Here is an 18,593-nt window from a genome sequence, read left to right as displayed (position 1 = left end):
CCGGTGGCTCTGATCAGCTGTGACGGATCACCGCTGTCGGATCTGGTTCCACTGGACCCTGGTGACGGCGCTCTTGGCGTTGCCCGTGCCCAGGTCGTTCGCGGCGGACGTGAGCATGTTCCTCAGCTTGGGAGCGTCTCCGGTGCCGACGGCACCGGTGGTGACGAGCGCGTGCGCGACGTCCCCGGCCGAACCTCCCCGGCGCGAGACGCATGTGTGAAGCGCCAGCGCGGCCCAGGTGGCGAAGAAGGCCGGCTTCGGGTTGTAGTTCGCGTCGAACATGAGCGGTCTGGCGCCTGGGATCCACGTATAGGAGTACTTATCGGTGAAGCCCCAGAAACTGATGTCCCGGATTCCGGCTGCCAGCGCCTCGGAGACGACGTTCCAGTAGATCTGCGCCTGGGTCGTGTCGTGGTTCGCATCGGGGTTCAGGTGAACGTCCATCTCGGTGATGGCGACTTCCAGCCCGAGCGCCTTGTACGAATTCACGATTTCGGTGATGACGCCGGCGTCGGGCGGGGAGAGGGTCAGGTGCGTTTCGAGCCCCACACCGTGGATGGGTACACCTCTGGAGACCAGGTCGGAAACGAGGTCGTAGAGCTCCTGGCGCTTCGCCGGGTAATATTCGACCAGCGATTCGTTGATGAACAGCTTGGCGTCGGGGTCCGCCGCGTGCGCGATGCGGAACACCTCGGCGAGATAGTCCGGGCCGAGGACCCGGTAGAAATAGTTCGGCGCGAGCCCGGTGCCGCCGAAGGTGGAGAACACCTCTGTGGCGACGTCCCACCGGTCCATCTTTCCCGCGTAGCGGGACATGACCGTGGTGAAGTGGGTGGTCATCGCGGCGCGCAGCTGGTTCGGGTCCACGATCTGTTCCAGCCAGGCCGGATTGCAGCAGCCGGAGATGAGGCCGTGGCCCTTCACGGCCATGTCGTGATCTTCCGCGAAGTCGACGAGCCGGTCGAGCTTCGTGAAGTCGAAGACGCCCTGCTCCGGCTGCACGAAGGACCACTTGAGTTCGTTCTCCGGCGACAGGCTGTTGAATTGTTGCGGGAGAATCTGTGCGAACTTCGGATCATCGAGATACGCGGGGTTGACCGCTCCGGAACCGATGAGAATTCCCGCTTCCGCGGCTTTCTGCCGCAGGCTGAGAACCGACGCGTCGGCCGCCGTAGCCGGAATGAGAACGCTGGCGACGAGGGTGAGAACGGCTGTCGCCGTAAACGCTCTGAACTGCCTGATGTTTCGTAAGCGATGGCGCTCCAACGGATTTTCTCCAGTCCTGAGAGGTGAAATCCCCGATGTAGTCGCACATCGAAACACGGGCATTCCGTGCTGTCAACGCCGCAAGGAGATTTGCGAATATGTATATTCTTCCCAAAATTTGCATGCCGAAGTGACGCGCAAAGCAGGTCCGGCGAAATCCGAAGTCAGCTCGTGGCCTCGTCGCCACGCGGCAGTGCCTCCGGAATCGCCCACTCGAAGAACGCGCGCATGCCGCGCTCCATGTCCGTGGACGGATCGATGAGCCACTGCAGCTGGAGTCCGTCCCAGGTGGCGATGAGCGACCCGCTCAGCAGCTCGGGGTCGCGTACAGCATCGATGCGGCCTTTCGCCTGGTCGAAGGCGAACGCCTCGGCGAGCGCCGCTCTCTTGCTCCGGTATCTGTTGACGAACCACCCGTGGGCGGGATGTTCCGGGGCGGAGGACTCGGCGGCCAGAATCGCCAGGAGCCTGAGGAGCTCTGGTCGTTCGAGGTTGGTCCGTACCCTCTCCATGGTCGCGACGGCCACCCCGCGCTCGGCGCAGTCCGCCTCGAAGTCGAAGGCGGCGAAGCCCGTGCCGACGGTCTTGTCGGCCCGCTCCAGCACCGCTTCGAGCAGCTCGTACTTGGTCCCGAAGTGATGAACGATGCTGGTCAAGCTCAGATTGAGCTGCCGCGAGATGTCTCGCAACGACCCGCCGCGGTACCCGTGGGTCGCGAACACGGTTGTGGCCGCTTCGAGGATCTCCGTCCAGCGTTGTGCCGACTTCGCATAGGGGCCTCGAACTCGGACGGGTTTCGCCGTGGTCACAGTACAGACCATAGCGCGGCTGCCGGTCTTGTCATCGGGTCCTCCGTGGGGGTGGCCGCCTGGTTACGTCGAGTTGATCTCAAGGAAACTGGCGCGACGCAAAATGTAGCATGTGTACGGGTTTGGTTGTACTGTCACCTCAATCCACCCCCCAGACCCTTCGGCAGGGTCAAATCACAGCGTGGCCAGGAGGTCGATATGACCAGAGCCGAACCCATCAGCAGGCGCCGACTGCTCGCAGGCGCCGCAGCTGTCGCGGGCGTTCCCCTGCTCGGCGCGTGCAACGCGGGACCGTCCAGTAAGGCCCCCAGCAGCGGAAACACCGCCGCTGCCGGCGCGGTGACCATCACCATGATGTTCGGGATCCAGGACCTCACCAAGGAGCAGATCGCCGACTTCGAGGCGAAGAATCCCGGCATCAAAATCCAGTTCCTGGAGAATGACCCCGCCCGCCTCAACGCGATGCTCGCCTCCGGCAACCCGCCGGACATCGTGATCGGCCCGGCTGTCGGCAGCTCGAACAACAATGCTCGCGGCCTCGCGACCGACCTGACGCCGTATCTGGACAAGAGCCAGGTGCTGAAGAAGGAGGACCTGCAGCCCATCAACGACAGCTTCCGCTGGGATGGCAGCAAGATCGGCCAGGGTGGCTACTACGGCATCGTCAAGGACTTCAGCCAGGACGCGACCCTCTGGTACAACACCGCCCTGTTCGACAAGGCGAAGGTGCCGTATCTGAGCGACACCGAGCCCACGCCCTACGACGAGTTGCTGGCCATCGCCAAGAAGCTGACCATCAAGGACGGCGGCAAGACCCTGGTCTTCGGCCTCGGCCTGGAGTGGGCGTGGAGCCTGATCGGCCCGATGGCGACGATGATCCTCCAGCAGGGCGGCCAGGTGTACAACGCCGACCTGACCGAGATCGATTTCAACTCGCCCGCCGCCCGCCGCGCCTTCCAGTGGTACGTCGACTTCGCTCAGGCAGGCGTCGGCCCGACCTCGCTGAACCCGCTGCCGGACGGCTCCGACATGTCAACCTTCAGCGCCCAGCGGATGGCCATCACGCAGGACGGCTACTGGTTCGGCGGCAACTACATCGAAGACAAGAAGATGAACGGCAACATCCGGATGGCGCCCGCCCCGATCATGGGAGACAAGCGGGTCAGCCCCAGCTACGGCGGCCAGGGAGCGTGGATCCCGGCGGAGGCCAAGCACAAGGACGCCGCCTGGAAGCTGATGGAGTACTTCATGGCCGGCCCGCCCGCCGAGGGACGAGCCAAGAGCGGGTGGGGGATCCCGGGGCTGAAGTCACTGGCCTCCAAACTGCCGCAGGACCTGCCCTACCAGAAGCAGGCCTACGCCGTCGCGCAGAACGAACTCCAGTACGCCGCACCCCTGCCCGAATCGCCGTACATCACGACCGACGCGTGCAACGCCGCGATCGACAAGCAGTTGCAGCGCGCGATCAAGAAGGAGCTGACCGTCGACGCCGCCTGCGCGGCGGTGACCGTCGAGATCAACAAGCTGCTGAAGCAGGGCAAAGAGCGGATCGGCTGAGTCCGACATGGCTCGACGCACCTGGTCCCGCTACCCCAGGAGAACCTTCTATCTGTTCGTGGGCCCGTGGGTAGCGGGCTTCCTGCTCCTGACCGCCGCACCGCTGGTGTACGCGTTCGCCATGAGCCTGACCAACTTCGACGGCAGTTCGCCACGCTGGCGCTGGGTCGGCTTCCGCAATTACACCGAACTGCTCGGCGACGAATACGCCTGGGCGGCCCTGTTCAGGACGATCGGCTACACCGCGATCGTGGTGCCGCTCAGCGTCGCCGGCGCGCTCGGTCTGGCCGTGCTCCTCAATCGCCGGCTGAAGGCGGTGGGTCTCTGGCGCACCGTCTTCTACCTGCCATCAGTCGTGCCGGTCGTAGCGACGGCCATCATGTGGAAGCTCGTCCTCAACCGTGACGCCGGGATCCTCAACACCATCCTCGAACCTTTCGGCGTGGACGCGATCGCCTGGCTGATCGACCCGATGGCCTTCTACGCGCTCATCATCCTGACCCTGTGGGGTCTCGGTGGCGGCATGGTCATCATGCTCGCCGCGCTCCAGGGAGTCCCCAAGGAGTTGGAGGACGCGGCCCGGGTGGACGGCGCCGGCCGCTGGAAGGCCTTCCGCCACGTGACGATCCCCATGATCTCACCGGTCCTGTACTTCCAGGTGGTCACCGGCATCATCGCGACGCTGCAGATCGTCGTCCAGCCGATGCTGCTGACCGAGACCAACAGCATCTCGGGCGTCGCCGGAGTGCCACAGAGCACGCACCTGTACATGGTGCAGGTGTGGGAGGAGTTCTTCCTCGGCAACCGCTTCGGGTACGGCTCGGCGATGTTGTGGGTCTTCTTCGTCATCATTCTCGCCTTCACGCTGCTGGTCCAGCGGTCTAGCCGCTGGTGGGTCCACTACGAGGTGAACAGTGACGCAGACCGTTAGGCGCCGTCCCGCTCACGCCGACCGCGCCCACCCGCATCGCAGCAGGTCAAAGCGCAAACGCCGAAGCGCCGGCGGGGTCTACGTCCTCCTCCTGACGCTGGCCGTGGTCTTCGTCGGCCCGATTCTCTGGCTGCTGCTGGCGGCGCTCAAAACCCGCGAGGAGTGGGTGGCGGTGCCCACCAAGGTCCTGCCTGAGCAGGCGCAGTGGAGCAACTTCGTTCACGCGCTCACCGACATCAACTTCCCCGCCTACGCGATGAACTCGCTGTTCCTGGCCACCGTCTACGCGGTGCTCATCACCATCTCCAGTGCGATGGTCGGGTTCGGCTTCGCGCGGCTGCGAGCCCCCGGCAAACGGGCCATGTTCCTCGTGCTGCTCTCGACGATGATGCTGCCGCAGGTGCTGACGCTCCTGCCGACGTATGTACTGTTCGCCCGGCTCGGGCTTGTCAACACCTACTGGCCGTGGGTCCTGTGGGGACTGGCCGCCTCACCCTTCCTGGTGTTCCTGTTCCGGCAGTTCTTCGCGGCGATCCCGCGCGAATTGGAGGACGCCGCGATCATCGACGGCTGTGGCTGGGGACGGATCTTCGTCGGGATCTTCCTGCCGCTGTCCCGCCCGGTGCTGATCACAGCGTTCCTGCTCTCCTTCACCTGGAGCTGGGGCGACTACATCGCACCGGCCCTGCTCCTCGACGTCGACCACACGACGCTGTCCGTCGCCATCACCGCCTGGTACCAGGACCCCCGCGGCAACCCCCTGCCGACCGTGCAGGCGGCGGCCGCCGCCCTCTACGTCGTTCCCGTAATGCTGATCTTCCTGTTCGCCCAGCGCTACTTCGTCCGGAGCGTCGTCGCGTCCGGCGTCAAGGGCTGACCGCATCAGGAGTTCCGTGAACTCCGCCGACAAAGAATGAGACACCTATGCACACGCCGCGTCCGTTCCCAGCCGATTTCCTGTGGGGAGCCTCGACCGCAGCCCACCAGATCGAGGGAAACAACGTCAACAGCGACTGGTGGCAGCTCGAACACTCCCGGCCCGGCATGCAACCCAGCGGCGACGCGCTCGACAGCTACCACCGCTTCGAGGAAGACATGCGCCTGCTCGCGCAGGCCGGGTTCAACGCCTACCGGTTCGGCATCGAGTGGGCCAGGATCGAACCCGCGCGCGGACACTTCTCCCGGGCTCTGCTCGCCCACTATCGGCGGATGATCGACACCGCTCGCGGGTTGGGCCTGACACCGATCGTCACGCTGCATCACTTCACGCACCCGGCCTGGTTCGGCGAAGCAGGAGGTTGGCTAGCCGCCGACGCGACCGATCTGTTCGCGCGCTATGCCGAACAGGTCTGTTCAATTCTCGACGGTGTGGAGTGGGTCTGCACCTTCAACGAGCCCAACGTCGTGGCGCTCATGCACGGCGCCCGGCGAGTCGGCGCGGGCCAGGAGTTCCCCCCTGGCATGTTGCCCGACGAGGAGATCGGCGCCGCCCTGGTCGGCGCACACAAGACAGTCGCGCCGCTGATCCGTGACCGGGTAGGGGCCAAGGTCGGCTGGACGATCGGCAACCAGGCGTTCCAGGCGGCCCCGGGCGGCGAGGCCAAGCTGGCCGAGGTGCAGTGGATCTGGGAGGACATGTACCTCGAACCCGCCCGTCATGACGACTTCGTCGGCGTCCAGACCTACACGAGCCAGGTCGTCGACGAGCACGGAATCCGGCCGCATCCTGACCATCCCGACAACACCCTGATGGGGTGGGCGTACCGGCCTGACGCCATCGGCATCGCCGTACGCCACACCCGCGAGGTCGTGGGCGACGTGCCCATCCTCATCACCGAGAACGGCCTCGCCACCGACGATGACGAACGCCGAATCGCTTACACCCGAGCGGCTCTCGGTCACCTCCGAGATGCCATCGAGGAGGGCATCGACGTCCGCGGATACCTGCACTGGAGTCTTCTCGACAACTATGAATGGGGCCGCTGGGAACCCACCTTCGGGCTCGTAGCCGTCGATCACCAGACCTTCGCACGCCAACCCAAGCCCAGCCTGAGCTGGCTCGGCGCCGTCGCGAAGGCCAACAAGATCTGAGTCGGAGAATCGCGGCACCTTCCAGCCGCTGAGTACGGCGTGTAGGGGCGGGTACGGCGGCGCAGGCCGCCGGCCTCGCCGACGCCGCCGGCTGGCTGTGGCTTGGACAGGTCATCCTGGCCGCTCCAGGGGATTCGTCACTTCCGACTACAAACTTGCCGTTATCGCAGCTTCCGGAACTTTCGCGCACAAGTACTTGCGCGCGAAAGTGATGGTGTCTACAGTCGGACCTCGCGGCTGAGGGCCAGCAGAGGAGCTGCAGCATGACGACACCCATCATCGCCGGGTTCCACCCCGACCCGACCATCTGCCGGGTGGGAGACATCTACTACATCGCCAACTCCAGCTTCGAGTTCGCGCCAGGGGTGCCGATCCACCGCAGCACTGACCTGGTGACCTGGACGTTGGTGACCAACGCGCTGCAACGTCCCGACCAGCTGGACGTCCATGCCGCCCCGGAGAGCACGGGGGTGTACGCACCGACGCTCCGCTACCACGGGGAGAAGTTCTGGCTTGTCACGACGAACGTGGTGGAGTTCCATCGTGGTCAGCTGATCGTCTCGGCCGACGACCCCGCGGGCCCATGGTCCGAGGCGGTCCATGTGGACGGCGCTATCGGGATCGATCCCGACCTGGTCTGGGACGAGGACGGGACGTGCCACCTCACCTGGGTGTCGGCCGCGCCCGAGCTGACCGGCATCGCCAGCGCACCGATCGATCCCGCGACGGGCAAGATGCTCGCTCCGCCACGGTTGCTCTGGAACGGGACGGGGCTGGCCTTTCCGGAGGGCCCTCACCTTTACCGGCGCGACGGCTGGTGGTACCTCATGCTCGCGGAAGGCGGCACGGAGCGGGGGCACGCGGTCACCATCGCGCGTTCCCGCTCATTTCACGGGCCTTTCGAGGCGGCGCCCACCAATCCGATCTTCACTCATCGCAGCTCAAGCCATCGCGTGCAGAACACCGGCCATGCCGACCTGGTCCAGCTGGCCGACGGCTCCTGGGCGATGGTGTATCTCGGGGTGCGTCCCCGTGGCCAGAGCCCGATGTTCCATGTCAACGGCCGTGAGACGTTCATCGCGGGCGTCGACTGGGTCGACGACTGGCCTGTGGTCGATGAGGAACGCTTCGCCCCCAGCCCGCCGGACCACTCGTTCGTCGATCGGTTCGACTCCCTGGACCTCGACCCGCGCTGGATGTCGCCCAACGTGTTCCCGCACACGTTCGCCAGGCGTGGGGCGCCCGGCCGCCTGGTGCTGACAGCACCCGCCCTGGGCGAGCCGAGGCATGTGTTGTCAACGCGGGCACGAGACCTCGAGTGGACGGCGGAGGTCGAGCTCGACACCACCGGGGGGACCGGGTGCTTCCTCGTCCGGCTCGACGGTTCCCACTGGTACGGGCTGACGGCCGACGCCGAGACAGTGGAGGCGACTGTGGTCATCGGACCTGCGAGCACGATCGCCGCGCGGGTGCCGATTCCGCCGGGCGACGGTGTGAGGCTGCGCATCTCGGTTCGAGAGCCTGTCGCGTCCGGTCCCATGCCGCCGCCGGAGCCCGACATCGTGGAACTGGCCGTCCTCGCCGCCGACGGCGCGCCCCAGGTTCTCGGCGCGTTCGACGGACGCTATCTGTCGACGGAGGTGGCCGGCGGCTTCACCGGCCGCACGTTCGGCGTCGAGCCGATCGCCGGCGAAGCCGTGGTTCGCCAGGTCTCCTACCGCACCCACCCTGCCCGCTGAGGAGCTTGCCTTCATGTCGTTCGTCACCGCGTCGTTCCCTGCCGAGGCGCCCTACTTCCGCCGCGAGTTCACCTCTGACGCGCCGCCTGACCGTGCCCGGCTCCAGGTGACCGCCCTGGGCATCGTCGAGCCGTACCTGAACGGCGCCCGGGTGGGCGATGAGGTGCTGGCGCCTGGATGGACCTCCTATCGGCATCGGATTCAGGTCAGCACGTATGACGTCACCCATCTGATTCGCTCGGGCGCCAACGCCCTGGGCGCGATCGTCGGCGAGGGCTGGGCAGCCGGGCGCCTGGGCTACGAGGGCAAGCGGCACCACTACACCCGGCGGCCCGCCTTGTACATGCGGCTGGAGCTCACGTACGGAGAGCAAAGCGAGATCGTCGTCACCGACGAACAGTGGACGGCGGGCACCGGTGCCGTGCTGGCCGCGGGCCTGTACGACGGCGAGACCTACGACGCGCGGCTCGAGCCGGACGGCTGGAATCTGCCCGGTTTCACCGGTGTCTGGTCGCCGGTGGAGCCCTTGGACTGGGATCTGCGGACCTTGGTGCCCACGATGGACACCCCGATCCGCCGGATCGAAGAGCTGACCCCGGTGGCGACCGTCGTCGAGGGCGGCAAGACGATCGTCGACTTCGGGCAGAACATCTCCGGCTGGGTACGGCTCGCCGTCACCGGCGAGGCCGGGCAGAGCGTGAGGATCCGGCACGCGGAGATCCTGCGGGACGGCGCACTCGACACCGAGACCCTGCGCACAGCCCGCTCCACCGATCGCTACACCCTGCGCGGCGGCGGCCAGGAGGTCTGGGAGCCGCGCTTCACCGTCCACGGCTTCCGCTACGCCGAGATCGACGGCCCCTTCGACGAGGTCAGAGCGGTGGTGGTGCACAGCGACATGCGCCGCACCGGCTGGTTCGACACCTCTCACGACCTGCTCAACCGCCTGCATGCGAACACCGTCTGGTCGATGCGCGGCAACTTCGTCGGCGTGCCCACCGACTGCCCGCAACGCGACGAGCGCCTGGGCTGGACCGGCGACCTCAACGCCTTCGCCCCCACCGCCGCCTTCCTGTACGACGTGCGCGGCATTCTCGGCTCCTGGCTGGAAGACCTCGCCGCCGAGCAGCGCGAGAAGGGCTACGTCCCCTGGGTGGTGCCGGACATCCTGTCCACCCCCTCTGCCCCCACCGCGCTCTGGAGTGACGTGGCGGTCAGCCTGCCGTGGCTCCTGTACCAGGAATACGGCGACGAGGAGATCCTCAGGCGCTGTTACGACTCCATGGCCGCCTTCATCCGCGACGTCGAGACCCGGCTCGACGAGGACGGGCTGTGGAGCAGCGGCTTCCAGTTCGGCGACTGGCTCGACCCCGACGCGCCTCCGGACAACGCCGGAGGCGGTAAGACCGACCGGCATCTGGTGGCCACCGCCTACCTGGCCAAGACCACCCGCGAGATGGCTGACACCGCCCACATCCTCGGCCATGAATCCGACCATTTCCGGGCGTTGGCCGATAAGGTGCGAGAAGCCTTCCGGGCCGAATATGTGACCAACAACGGGCGGGTCGCAGGAGAGACCGCCACCGCCTACGCGCTGGCCATCTGCTTCGATCTGCTGGACCCCGGGCAAGAGGTGCACGCCGGCCAGCGCCTGGCCGCGCTGGTCGCCAGGGCCGGATTCAATATCTCGACCGGCTTCGCGGGAACCCCGCTCATCCTGCCGGCGCTCAGCAGGACCGGTCACCTGGAGGAGGCGTATCTCCTGCTTCTGGAGACCGGCTGTCCCTCCTTCCTGTACCCGATCACCATGGGCGCCACCACGATCTGGGAACGCTGGGACGCCGTCCGTCCCGACGGCACGCTTAACTCCACCGGCATGACCTCGCTCAACCACTACGCTCTGGGCGCGGTCTGCGACTGGCTGCACAAGACCGTCGGCGGCCTGACCTCCCTCGAACCCGGCTACCGGCGCATGCGCATCGCCCCCGAGCCCGGTGGCGGCCTCACCCACGCCACCCTCACCCGCTCGACCGTCCACGGGGAGGTTCGCATCAACTGGCGCATCACCGACCGGTTCACCCTCGATGTGACCATCCCCGATGGCACTTGCGCCCTGGTCGAACTGCCCGACGGCCAGAGCGCCGAAGTGGGCGGCGGCAGCCACTCCTACACGTGTGCACTGCCTCCCGTGTACGGCTCGCGCGAGCCGTACACGATGGACACTCCGCTGAAGACGCTCGCCAGCGACCTGACGGTGTGGCGGGCACTGACGGAGGTGTTCGCCAAGCACTTCCCCGGCATTCCCCTCGACGGCACCGCCCCCGAGGCGGCCACGTACACCCTCAACCTGATCGTCGACCTGATCCCAGGCTCGTCGGAGGAACTGAAGAGCGACCTGGAGAGCGCACTGTCGGCGAGTCAGTAGACGATCCGGCCACCGATGATCGTGTTGCGGACCCGCCCGGCGTCCGGCTCCTCAAGGAGGTCCCGCAGAGAATCCTCCAGGAGCACCAGATCACCGGCCGCGCCGGGCCGTACCTCCGCCGGCCCTGATCGGGGCAGGTGTCCGGGGGTGAGATAGCCGTCCAGCGCAACCCGGACGCTCACCCGCTCCCGGCGGCCGATGACCCGGTCGCGGGCGGCGGCCATCACCTGCCACGGATCGGCCGGTCCGTACGGGGCGTCGCTGGACGGCACGGTCATCACTCCTGCCTTGAGCAGGCTGCCATAGCGGTACAGGTCACCGGGTGCCGTGTCGCGGGCCATCTCCTCGCCGCGATCGGCCAGGAAACCCGGCTGGGTCACCACGCGCAACCCGTGCGCGTGGATGCGTTCGATGCCCCAGGCGGGCACGACGGCGGCGTGTTCCAGCCGATCACCGTCGAGCGAGCCGGCCTCGTCGAGCGCGGCCAGGGCCAGCAGCAGCGCCTCCGTGGTCAGGCAGTGCATGGCGACGGGCCGCCGGTTGGCGTGGGCGGCGGCGATGTCCGCGATGAGATCACCGAGACTGGGGAGCGCGTCGTCGCGGATGACGATCTTCCTGGGCGCGCTTCCTCGGGAGGAGCCCAAGAGCAGGACTCGCTGAAGGACGCTGACCTCGTCCAGTCCGGGGGTCGCGTCGGTGACGGCCGTGATGCCCCAGCGTGCCAGCATGGCGGCGACAGGGCTCAGGTCGGGCGGACGCCGGAGCCTGCCGAGCAGGTGGTCGCCTCGCCAGAGCCGTCCGGTGGGGGAGCCGTCCGCTGCTTTCTCGATGCTCGGGTCATCCTGGTGATCCAGCCCCAGCAGCTTGATCGCGACTGTGTTGAGCATCCACAGGGAGCCACCGCGATGCTGCAGCCGTACTGGGCGATGAGGATGCAGCTGGTCCAGCGCCCCAGCGTCCAGCGACCACGTGCAGCCGACGCCCCGGATCCATCCCGCCGCATCAGGCACCGCCCGTGCCAGCACCTCGCGCAGGTCTTGTTCGTTCCGTACGGCAGGCGGACCGCATGTCACCGAGCTCATGGCCGCCGCCCAGGCATGCAGGTGGACGTGGTGATCGGTCAGGCCGGGCAGCAGGACGCCGCCACCTCCGTCCAGCACTTCCTCCCGGAGACGAGGGCTCAGCGAGCCGATCTCGCCGACTCGTCCGGCGGCCAGCCGTACATCGGTCCGTCGCCCGCGGACCTCGACGTCACGGATCAGCATGGTCCAGGTCAGCCCGCATTGCCGCCGTGTCCCGATCCGGCGGCGGTGGGAACCACCCGGGATCGGGGGCCCGGAGCGTGCTGGACCGGCTTGGCCGGAGACCGCCCGGAGACCGTGCTCGCCGCGACCGCCGCCATGGCGACGTCCAGCAGCTCACCGCCGCTTGCTTCCAGGCTCGCCACCACGCGGCAGGCGGCGTACAGGCCGGTGAGCGGATCGGCGATGGCGTCACCGCAGAACAGCGGCTCTCCGGTGTCACCATCCCAGGCCACCAGGCCTGCCGCGGCGGCCACATCGTCACCGAAACCCACCCGGTCGTGATCGCGGCCATAGGCGGTGATGGACAGCCACACGGTCCCCGACGCCGCCGCGACCTCGGCGTCCAGGCCCCACCGGGCCAGCGCCCGGGGACGGGAAGCCTCGATGACGACGTCGGCCGCCTCGACCAGCGCGTGCAGGGCGGGGTCGTGCGGCTCCAGCACGACGGACCGGTGCCCGGCGTGGAGCAGATCGAAGAAGCCCCGATGGCCGGATCGTGCGCCGTCCGGCCGTCCCGGGGTCTCGACCTTCACGACCCGTGCCCCCGCCAGGCCCAGCAGGTGGGCGCAGAGCGGCCCGGCCCACAGCGCGCTGAAGTCGACGACGAGCACGTGACGCAGGTCGGGAACCCGCACCCGAGCCGGTGGCGCAGAGGGCCGGGACCATTCACCCACACTCGCCGCCGCGAGTCCCAGCAGCCGGGCGCGCTCGCTCACCTCGGCCGCGCCGCGGCCCCGGCACCACCGGGCCAGCCTGTCCCAGCTCATCGGCTCGCCGATCAGGGCGGTGATAAGGTCGGGATCGTCGGGGCGGGCGCAGGAGAGCGCCACCCATCCGTCGTGGGTGTCCAGCAGGCGGCATGAACCACCGACGGAGATCCTGCCGCCGCGCGTGCGCCCGGTGAGGGCTGCTCGTTCGGTGAGCAGGACGGTGCCGTCCACGCCCAGCAGGTCTCCCCACTCCGCGGCGGCTTCCGCCGTACGGTGCCCGGGGTCGAGCGGCGGGCCGCTTGCGCGCCCGCTCAGCGCGGCCAGCCCCGACGAGACCCAGGCGGACGTCATGGCCGCACCTCGTCCACCAGACCCCAGCCGAGGGCTTCGGAGGCGGTGAGGGTTGCCCCCGTCAGAGCCAGCCAGGCGGTACGCCACGGGCCGATGCGGCGCGTCAGGCTCACGGTGCCGCCAGCGCCGGGGATGAGCCCCATGCTCAGTTCGGGCAGCCGGATGCGCACATCGGGCCGGGCCACGACCCGCCCGGCGAAGGCGGGAAGCTCGATTCCGGCGCCGATGCAGTTGCCCTGAAGGTAGGCGGTGGTGCGATCGGCGACTCGATGCAGCGCGAGCCCTGCCGAGCGGGCCGTACGGAGGAGATGAGCCGAGGCGGGATCCAGGCTCGTGCCGAACTCGTCCAGGTCGCCGCCCGCGCAGAAGTCCGGCCCGCCGCCGCGCAGCTCCACGCGGAGCGATGGATCTCCGGCCGCTACCGCCAGCGCATCGCACAGTGCCTCCCGCATGGCGGCGTTGAAGGCGTTGCGCCGGGCCGGGCGGGAAAGCGTGATGCGCAGCGTGCGCGTCTCGAGCTTCACCTCGACCGGATCGGCCGTCTCCTGCGGCCGGCGGCCCCTCCTGCTCTCCAGCCAGCTGGTGAACTCTCCGCCCGCGAGCAGGACTGAGTAGAGGGCGGACTCGGCCACGAGTGCGTCCCGGACGGGTAACCGGGATTGCAGGCGGAGGAGCCGGCTCAAGCTGATGGCTGCGACTGGGCTTGCGTGTACTGCGGTCGTCAGCGCTCGGAGCGCGGTGGTGATGTCATGAACGGCCACGATCTGCCGCTCGGCCAACGGCTGGGCGGAGAGCGTCACGGTGCAGGCACGTGCCAGCGACACCGCCGCTTCGGTAGGAGCCTCGGGAAGCACTCCAATGATCACCTGCGTGCGTTCGGCCAGTAGTGTCATCGCCGCCTCGTCCACGGCGGCAGGCGGGACGGTGGACAGGTCCACCGCCAACCACGGCTCGGTGGTGATGAGCGGCGAGACGTTGAGCCGGTCGAAGAGTTCCTTCACCGCAAGCACGGCTGCCATGCCGCTCAGGTGGATTCGAAGGGGGCCAGACCGATGACGACCTCGGGGGCGAGGGTCTTCCATAGCGGGCGCGCGCGGCCATGGCGCTTTGGGGTCCAGATGATCAGAGATACCCTCTCCTCCCGCGTCGCTCGTTCCGTCGATGCGGACGGGCGATGAGGCTCCAACCGTAGGCGAACTAACTTTCGCGTGCAAGCACTTGTGCGCGAAAGTTGAGAGAGCTGCGGTACCGATAGTGCTTGTGCACTCAAGTTGCGCTGAACACCTTGGCGACCGTGACTGGCGAGACTGAAGTCTCGGGGATCCGCGTGGAGCGTAGCCGACTATCACGCTACGTAACCGCCTCTGTGGATCCAGAACGGAGATCGTCGTTGCTTTCCATTCCGTCGCTGTTCCGCCAGAGGGTGAAAGACGCTGCATATCGATGGGCGGCGATCGAAGGCGGAAACGCTGGTCAGAGTGCTAATCGCTGTGTTGTCGCAGGTGAGCAGGGGTGGATCGATGAACTACACCATCTTCGAGGGCACCTCCGAGATCCAGCGCCTCATCATCGGCCGCGCCGTCACCGGCCTGCCCGTCCGCTGACTCATGGGGGAGCGGATGACGCGGCGAGCGCGCGATGCGCTCGCCGGTCGGCAGGCGATGGACGTGCCGAGATCCGTTGCGGATCCACCCCGGATGCGACGACTGCGACGTCGGCTTCGGCAGGGCTCTATGAGCGGGCCGTCTCGTGGCCGGGGAGCGCGGCCGGGGCGGTCGCGGTCGCCGGGCGCACGGTCAGGAGGAGTACGGCCAGTCCGGTGAAGATGACCGCGGAGATGATCCCGGTGACGTGCAGACTGGTGGTGAACGCCTCCCGCGCGGTGTGCAGCAGTTCCGCGCCCTGGTCGGCGGGGAGGTGCCGGCCGGCGGCGACCGCGTCGGCCAGCGAGTCGGACCTGCCGTCCATCCGGCTGCGATAGACCACCGCGGCCACCACGCCGAGCAGCGCGAAGCCGAGCGAACCGCCGAAGTAGTTGCCGGTCTCCGACATCGACGCCGCCGAGCCGGCGCGCTCCGGGGGCACGGATCCGACGACCAGCCCGGTGCCCAGCGCGAACAGCGGGCCGGTGCCCAGCGCCAGTACGGCGATGCCGGTCATCACCAGCGGCAGGGCGCCCGCACCGTCGACGCCGACCAGCAGCAGGCTGCCCAGCGCCGACGCCGCCATCCCGCCGGCGATCGCGGTCGTCTGCTTCGTCCGCCGGGCCAGAGCCGGCGCGGCCATGGTGCCGACCGCCACTCCCAGTCCCATCGGCGCGAACAGCACCGCCGACGCGACCGGCGAGAAGCCCAGCACGCTCTGCAGGTACTGGGTCACCAGCAGGCCCGTGCCGGCCATGGCGATGCCGGCGCAGACCAGCGCGACGATCACGGCGGTGAACGGCCGGCTGCGGAACAGCCGCAGGTCCAGCAGCGGCGTCTCCAGCCGCAGCTGCCGGCGGACGAACAGCATGCCGATGACGGCGCCGGCGACGAGGGCCGCCGTGGGCACGGCCCGCGCGCTTTCGACGGTCAGTTGCTTGATGCCGTACACCATCAGGAGCACCGCCGCGAGCGACAGCCCGACGCTGGCCGGGTCCAGCCGGCCGGTCCGGTCGCCGCGGAACTCCGGCAGCAGGAACGGCCCGGCCAGCGCCAGCAACGCCATCGCCGGTACGGCGGCCAGGAACACCGATCCCCACCAGAAGTGCTGCAGCAGCAGTCCGGCGAGTACGGGCCCGAGCGCGCCGCCGGTGAACTGGCAGGTCGCCCAGATCGCGATGGCCTTTCCGCGCTGTCGTTCGTCGCGGAACATGTTGGTGAGCAGGGCGAGGGTGGACGGCGCCAGGGTCGCGCCGGCGACGCCCAGCAGCGCCCGCGCGACGATCAGCATCAGCGGGTCGGTCGCGAAGGCGGCCACGGCCGACAGCGCCGCGAACGCCGCCGCGCCGGTGACCAGCAGCCGCCGGTGGCCGATCCGGTCGGCGAGAGTGCCCATCGTGATGACGAAGCCCGCCACCAGGAACCCGTAGCCGTCACTGATCCACAACTGCTGGACGCCGGTGGCGCCCAGATCGGCGCTCAACTGTGGGAGCGCGAGGAGCAGCGCCGTCACGTCCATCGCGACGATCAATGTCGGCAGCATGAGAAGGGCCGCTCCCAGCCACGCCCGGTTGATCCGCATATCCGAAGCCCTCTTCTCTCTCGGCGTTTCACCGGTCGGTCGGAGCGGCCGAGGGCTTCTCGACATCGGGGCGGGCGAAAATCCATGCGAAAGTTCCGGTGGGGGAGTGACGGCTCCGGCCGACCGGCCGAAGAGCCCGCTCCAGGCCTCCTTCACCGGGGCGACTCGGCCGAGTCCTCCATGAAGACCGGTCGGGCCGGGGCGCAGGTGAGCGTGTCCCAGGCGGCCATCGCGCAGGTGATGACCTCTTCCAGCTCGGCGCGGGTGGCGCCGTCGCGGGCTTGTACGGACAGGCCCTGCACCACGGTCGTGTAGTAGCGGGCGACGGCGTCGAGGCCGGCGGGCGGCGCGGTGAGGTCGCCGTCGGCGAGGCCGCGGGCGAGCCGGTCTCCGATGGCGGTGAGCTGGTCGTGCCGGAGGCCGGCCAGGAACTCCCGGACCGCGTGGTTCTCCACGGCGCCGGTCGGCGCGGCCAGGACGAGCATGCAGTAGTGCGGGGCGTCGGGGCGGGTGATCTCGTCGGCGGTGGCGCGCAGCATGGCGTGGATCGCGGCGCGTGCGGTCGGTTGTTCGCGCAGCGCGCGCCTGGGCGGCTCGCCCGAGGTCGTGCCGTAGAGCGCCATGACCTTGCGGAACAGGTCCTCCTTGCTGCCGAAGCAGGCGTAGATGCTGGCCGAGGCGATCCCCAGGGCCTGGGCCAGGTCGCTGAGCGAGGTGCCCTCGTAACCCCGTTCCCAGAACAGGTCCAGCGCCTGGCGCAGGGCGGTGTCCGGGTCGAATGTGCGAGGCCTGCCGCGAGTAGCCATCGGGATGCGTCTCCCCATTTGTTTACCGTTCGATCAAGTTTACCTTGACCTGCGTCGTACAGCCGTGCCACGGTTTGTTTGTCGTTCGATAAACAAAGGAGCCCGACCGTCATGAGCGTTCCCGCGACCATGCGCGCCCTGCAGCAGACGTCCCTGAACGGCCCGCAGGACCTGCGTCTGATCACCGACGCGCCGGTACCGCGACCGGGCCCGGGCGAGGTCCTGATCCGGGTCACCGCCGCCGGTGTCAACTTCGCCGACATCTCGCAGGCCCGCGGCGTGTTCGCGGGTGGGCCGCGGCCGCCGTACCTGGCAGGCATCGAGGGCGCCGGTGAAGTCGTCGCCCTCGGTGAGGGGGTGACCGATCTGGAGCCGGGCGCCCACGTCGTCGGCGTCGGCATCGCAGGCGGCGCCTTCGCCGAGTACATGGCGCTGCCCGCGGCCGGCGCGCTGCCGGTCCCGGCGGGCTGGGCCGACGAGCAGGCGCTGGGCCTGGCGGTGAACTGGCCGACCGCGCTGGCGGCGCTCAAGCCGCTGGGCGGCCTCGCCGCGGGGCAGACCGTGCTGATCCACGCCGCGGCCGGCGGGACCGGCCAGGCCGCGGTGAGGATGGCCAAGCACTACGGCGCGACGGTGATCGCCGCAGCCTCGCCCGGCAAGCACGAGGTGGTACGGATGCTGGGCGCCGACCACGTCATCGACTCCCGCAGCCCCGGCCTCGCCGCCGAGGTCCTGCGGATGACCGACGGCGCGGGCGCCGACCTGGTGCTGGAATCGGTCGGCGGCGCCGGCCTCGCCGCCAGCCTCGCCGCGGCCAGGCGGGTCACCGGCCGGGTCGTCGTCTACGGCATGGCCGGCGGCGAAGCGATGATCACCAACTGGGAACTGGTCTACAAGCACCAGATCCACGTCATCGGACTGAACATCGGCATCCTGATCCAGTCCGCACCGCAGGTCTTCGGCGAGGTCATGGGTGAGATGTCCGGCCTCCTGGCGGCCGGAGTGCTCGGCCCCGGCCGGCCCACCGGCTACGAGCTGGCCGAGGGGCCGAAAGCACTCGCGGAGCTGGAGGCGCGGGCCACCGTGGGCAAGCTGGCACTGCTGCCCTGAGCGGGCCGCACCGTCAAGCGGAGGCTTCCGGCTTCTCCAAGAGGAGGCGGGCAAGGGTGACGCCTCCTTCGCCGGTCTCCTCCAAATCGAGGGGATCACCGGCACCCGCCGGTTGCCGGCCACCGGCCGAATGGACTCGACTCCCGGGCTCTTCCTCCATCACGCCGACGAATGGAGGGGCAAGGAGCCGATTCCGTCCTCTCCACGCCGGCAGCGGCCCCATCGGCGAAATGAGGAGCTTCGCGTTCTCCGGACAATGCCTTCTTCCC

At 68.5% G+C, this 18,593-nt stretch carries 14 protein-coding genes; 7 read left to right on the top strand and 7 right to left on the bottom strand.

Going from position 1 to position 18,593, the window contains the following annotated elements:
* Positions 1-27: 27 nt before the first annotated feature.
* Positions 28-1,266 (bottom strand): endo-1,4-beta-xylanase, encoded by a 1,239-nt coding sequence (locus Plo01_RS00075; RefSeq protein ID WP_203888346.1) that lies wholly within the window; start codon positions 1,264-1,266, stop codon positions 28-30.
* Positions 1,267-1,430: 164 nt separating this feature from the next.
* Entirely contained in the window at positions 1,431-2,087 is a 657-nt protein-coding gene (locus Plo01_RS00070; protein WP_275415344.1) for a TetR/AcrR family transcriptional regulator, read from the bottom strand.
* A gap of 186 nt (positions 2,088-2,273) precedes the next feature.
* Here Plo01_RS00070 and Plo01_RS00065 point away from each other — a divergent pair, with 186 nt between their 5' ends.
* From Plo01_RS00065 to Plo01_RS00040, 6 genes are all read left to right on the top strand, one after another.
* On the top strand, positions 2,274-3,632 hold the full coding sequence (locus Plo01_RS00065) for an ABC transporter substrate-binding protein (protein ID WP_203888344.1): 1,359 nt from the start codon (positions 2,274-2,276) through the stop codon (positions 3,630-3,632).
* Between the two features lie 7 nt (positions 3,633-3,639).
* A complete protein-coding gene (locus tag Plo01_RS00060) occupies positions 3,640-4,563 on the top strand; it encodes a carbohydrate ABC transporter permease (protein ID WP_203888343.1) in 924 nt (307 codons plus the stop codon).
* The gene (locus Plo01_RS00055; RefSeq protein ID WP_203888342.1) at positions 4,547-5,440 is read left to right on the top strand and encodes a carbohydrate ABC transporter permease; all 894 of its coding nucleotides are present in this window, start codon (positions 4,547-4,549) and stop codon (positions 5,438-5,440) included. Before Plo01_RS00060 ends, Plo01_RS00055 begins: the two co-directional genes overlap by 17 nt.
* 47 nt (positions 5,441-5,487) lie before the next feature.
* Positions 5,488-6,654 carry a glycoside hydrolase family 1 protein gene (locus tag Plo01_RS00050; RefSeq protein ID WP_203888341.1) on the top strand — a complete coding sequence of 389 codons (1,167 nt, stop codon included), beginning with the start codon at positions 5,488-5,490 and terminating at the stop codon, positions 6,652-6,654.
* 263 nt (positions 6,655-6,917) lie between these two features.
* Positions 6,918-8,393, top strand: coding sequence for a glycoside hydrolase family 43 protein (locus Plo01_RS00045; RefSeq protein WP_203888340.1), 1,476 nt, complete (start codon positions 6,918-6,920; stop codon positions 8,391-8,393).
* A 13-nt stretch (positions 8,394-8,406) separates the two neighbouring features.
* Positions 8,407-10,818: an alpha-L-rhamnosidase gene (locus Plo01_RS00040; RefSeq protein ID WP_203888339.1), complete on the top strand. Its 2,412-nt coding sequence runs from the start codon at positions 8,407-8,409 to the stop codon at positions 10,816-10,818.
* Here Plo01_RS00040 and Plo01_RS00035 read toward each other — a convergent pair.
* From Plo01_RS00035 to Plo01_RS00010, 5 genes are all read right to left on the bottom strand, one after another.
* Positions 10,812-12,083 carry an amidohydrolase family protein gene (locus Plo01_RS00035; protein WP_203888338.1) on the bottom strand — a complete coding sequence of 424 codons (1,272 nt, stop codon included), beginning with the start codon at positions 12,081-12,083 and terminating at the stop codon, positions 10,812-10,814. The genes Plo01_RS00040 and Plo01_RS00035 overlap by 7 nt on opposite strands.
* Positions 12,084-12,091: 8 nt before the next feature.
* On the bottom strand, positions 12,092-13,183 hold the full coding sequence (locus Plo01_RS00030; protein WP_203888337.1) for a CoA transferase: 1,092 nt from the start codon (positions 13,181-13,183) through the stop codon (positions 12,092-12,094).
* A complete protein-coding gene (locus Plo01_RS00025; protein WP_203888336.1) occupies positions 13,180-14,202 on the bottom strand; it encodes an enoyl-CoA hydratase/isomerase family protein in 1,023 nt (340 codons plus the stop codon). Before Plo01_RS00025 ends, Plo01_RS00030 begins: the two co-directional genes overlap by 4 nt.
* Positions 14,203-14,914: 712 nt before the next feature.
* Positions 14,915-16,369: an MFS transporter gene (locus Plo01_RS00015; protein ID WP_239315706.1), complete on the bottom strand. Its 1,455-nt coding sequence runs from the start codon at positions 16,367-16,369 to the stop codon at positions 14,915-14,917.
* Between the two features lie 191 nt (positions 16,370-16,560).
* Entirely contained in the window at positions 16,561-17,214 is a 654-nt protein-coding gene (locus Plo01_RS00010; RefSeq protein ID WP_203888334.1) for a TetR/AcrR family transcriptional regulator, read from the bottom strand.
* Positions 17,215-17,325: 111 nt separating this feature from the next.
* Between Plo01_RS00010 and Plo01_RS00005 the strand changes: the two genes are divergently transcribed.
* The gene (locus Plo01_RS00005; protein ID WP_203888333.1) at positions 17,326-18,324 is read left to right on the top strand and encodes a zinc-binding dehydrogenase; all 999 of its coding nucleotides are present in this window, start codon (positions 17,326-17,328) and stop codon (positions 18,322-18,324) included.
* Positions 18,325-18,593 lie beyond the last annotated feature (269 nt).

Source organism: Planobispora longispora (assembly GCF_016863135.1).
GTDB classification, from domain to species: domain Bacteria; phylum Actinomycetota; class Actinomycetes; order Streptosporangiales; family Streptosporangiaceae; genus Planobispora; species Planobispora longispora.
This window is presented reverse-complemented; position numbering and strand designations above follow the sequence as displayed.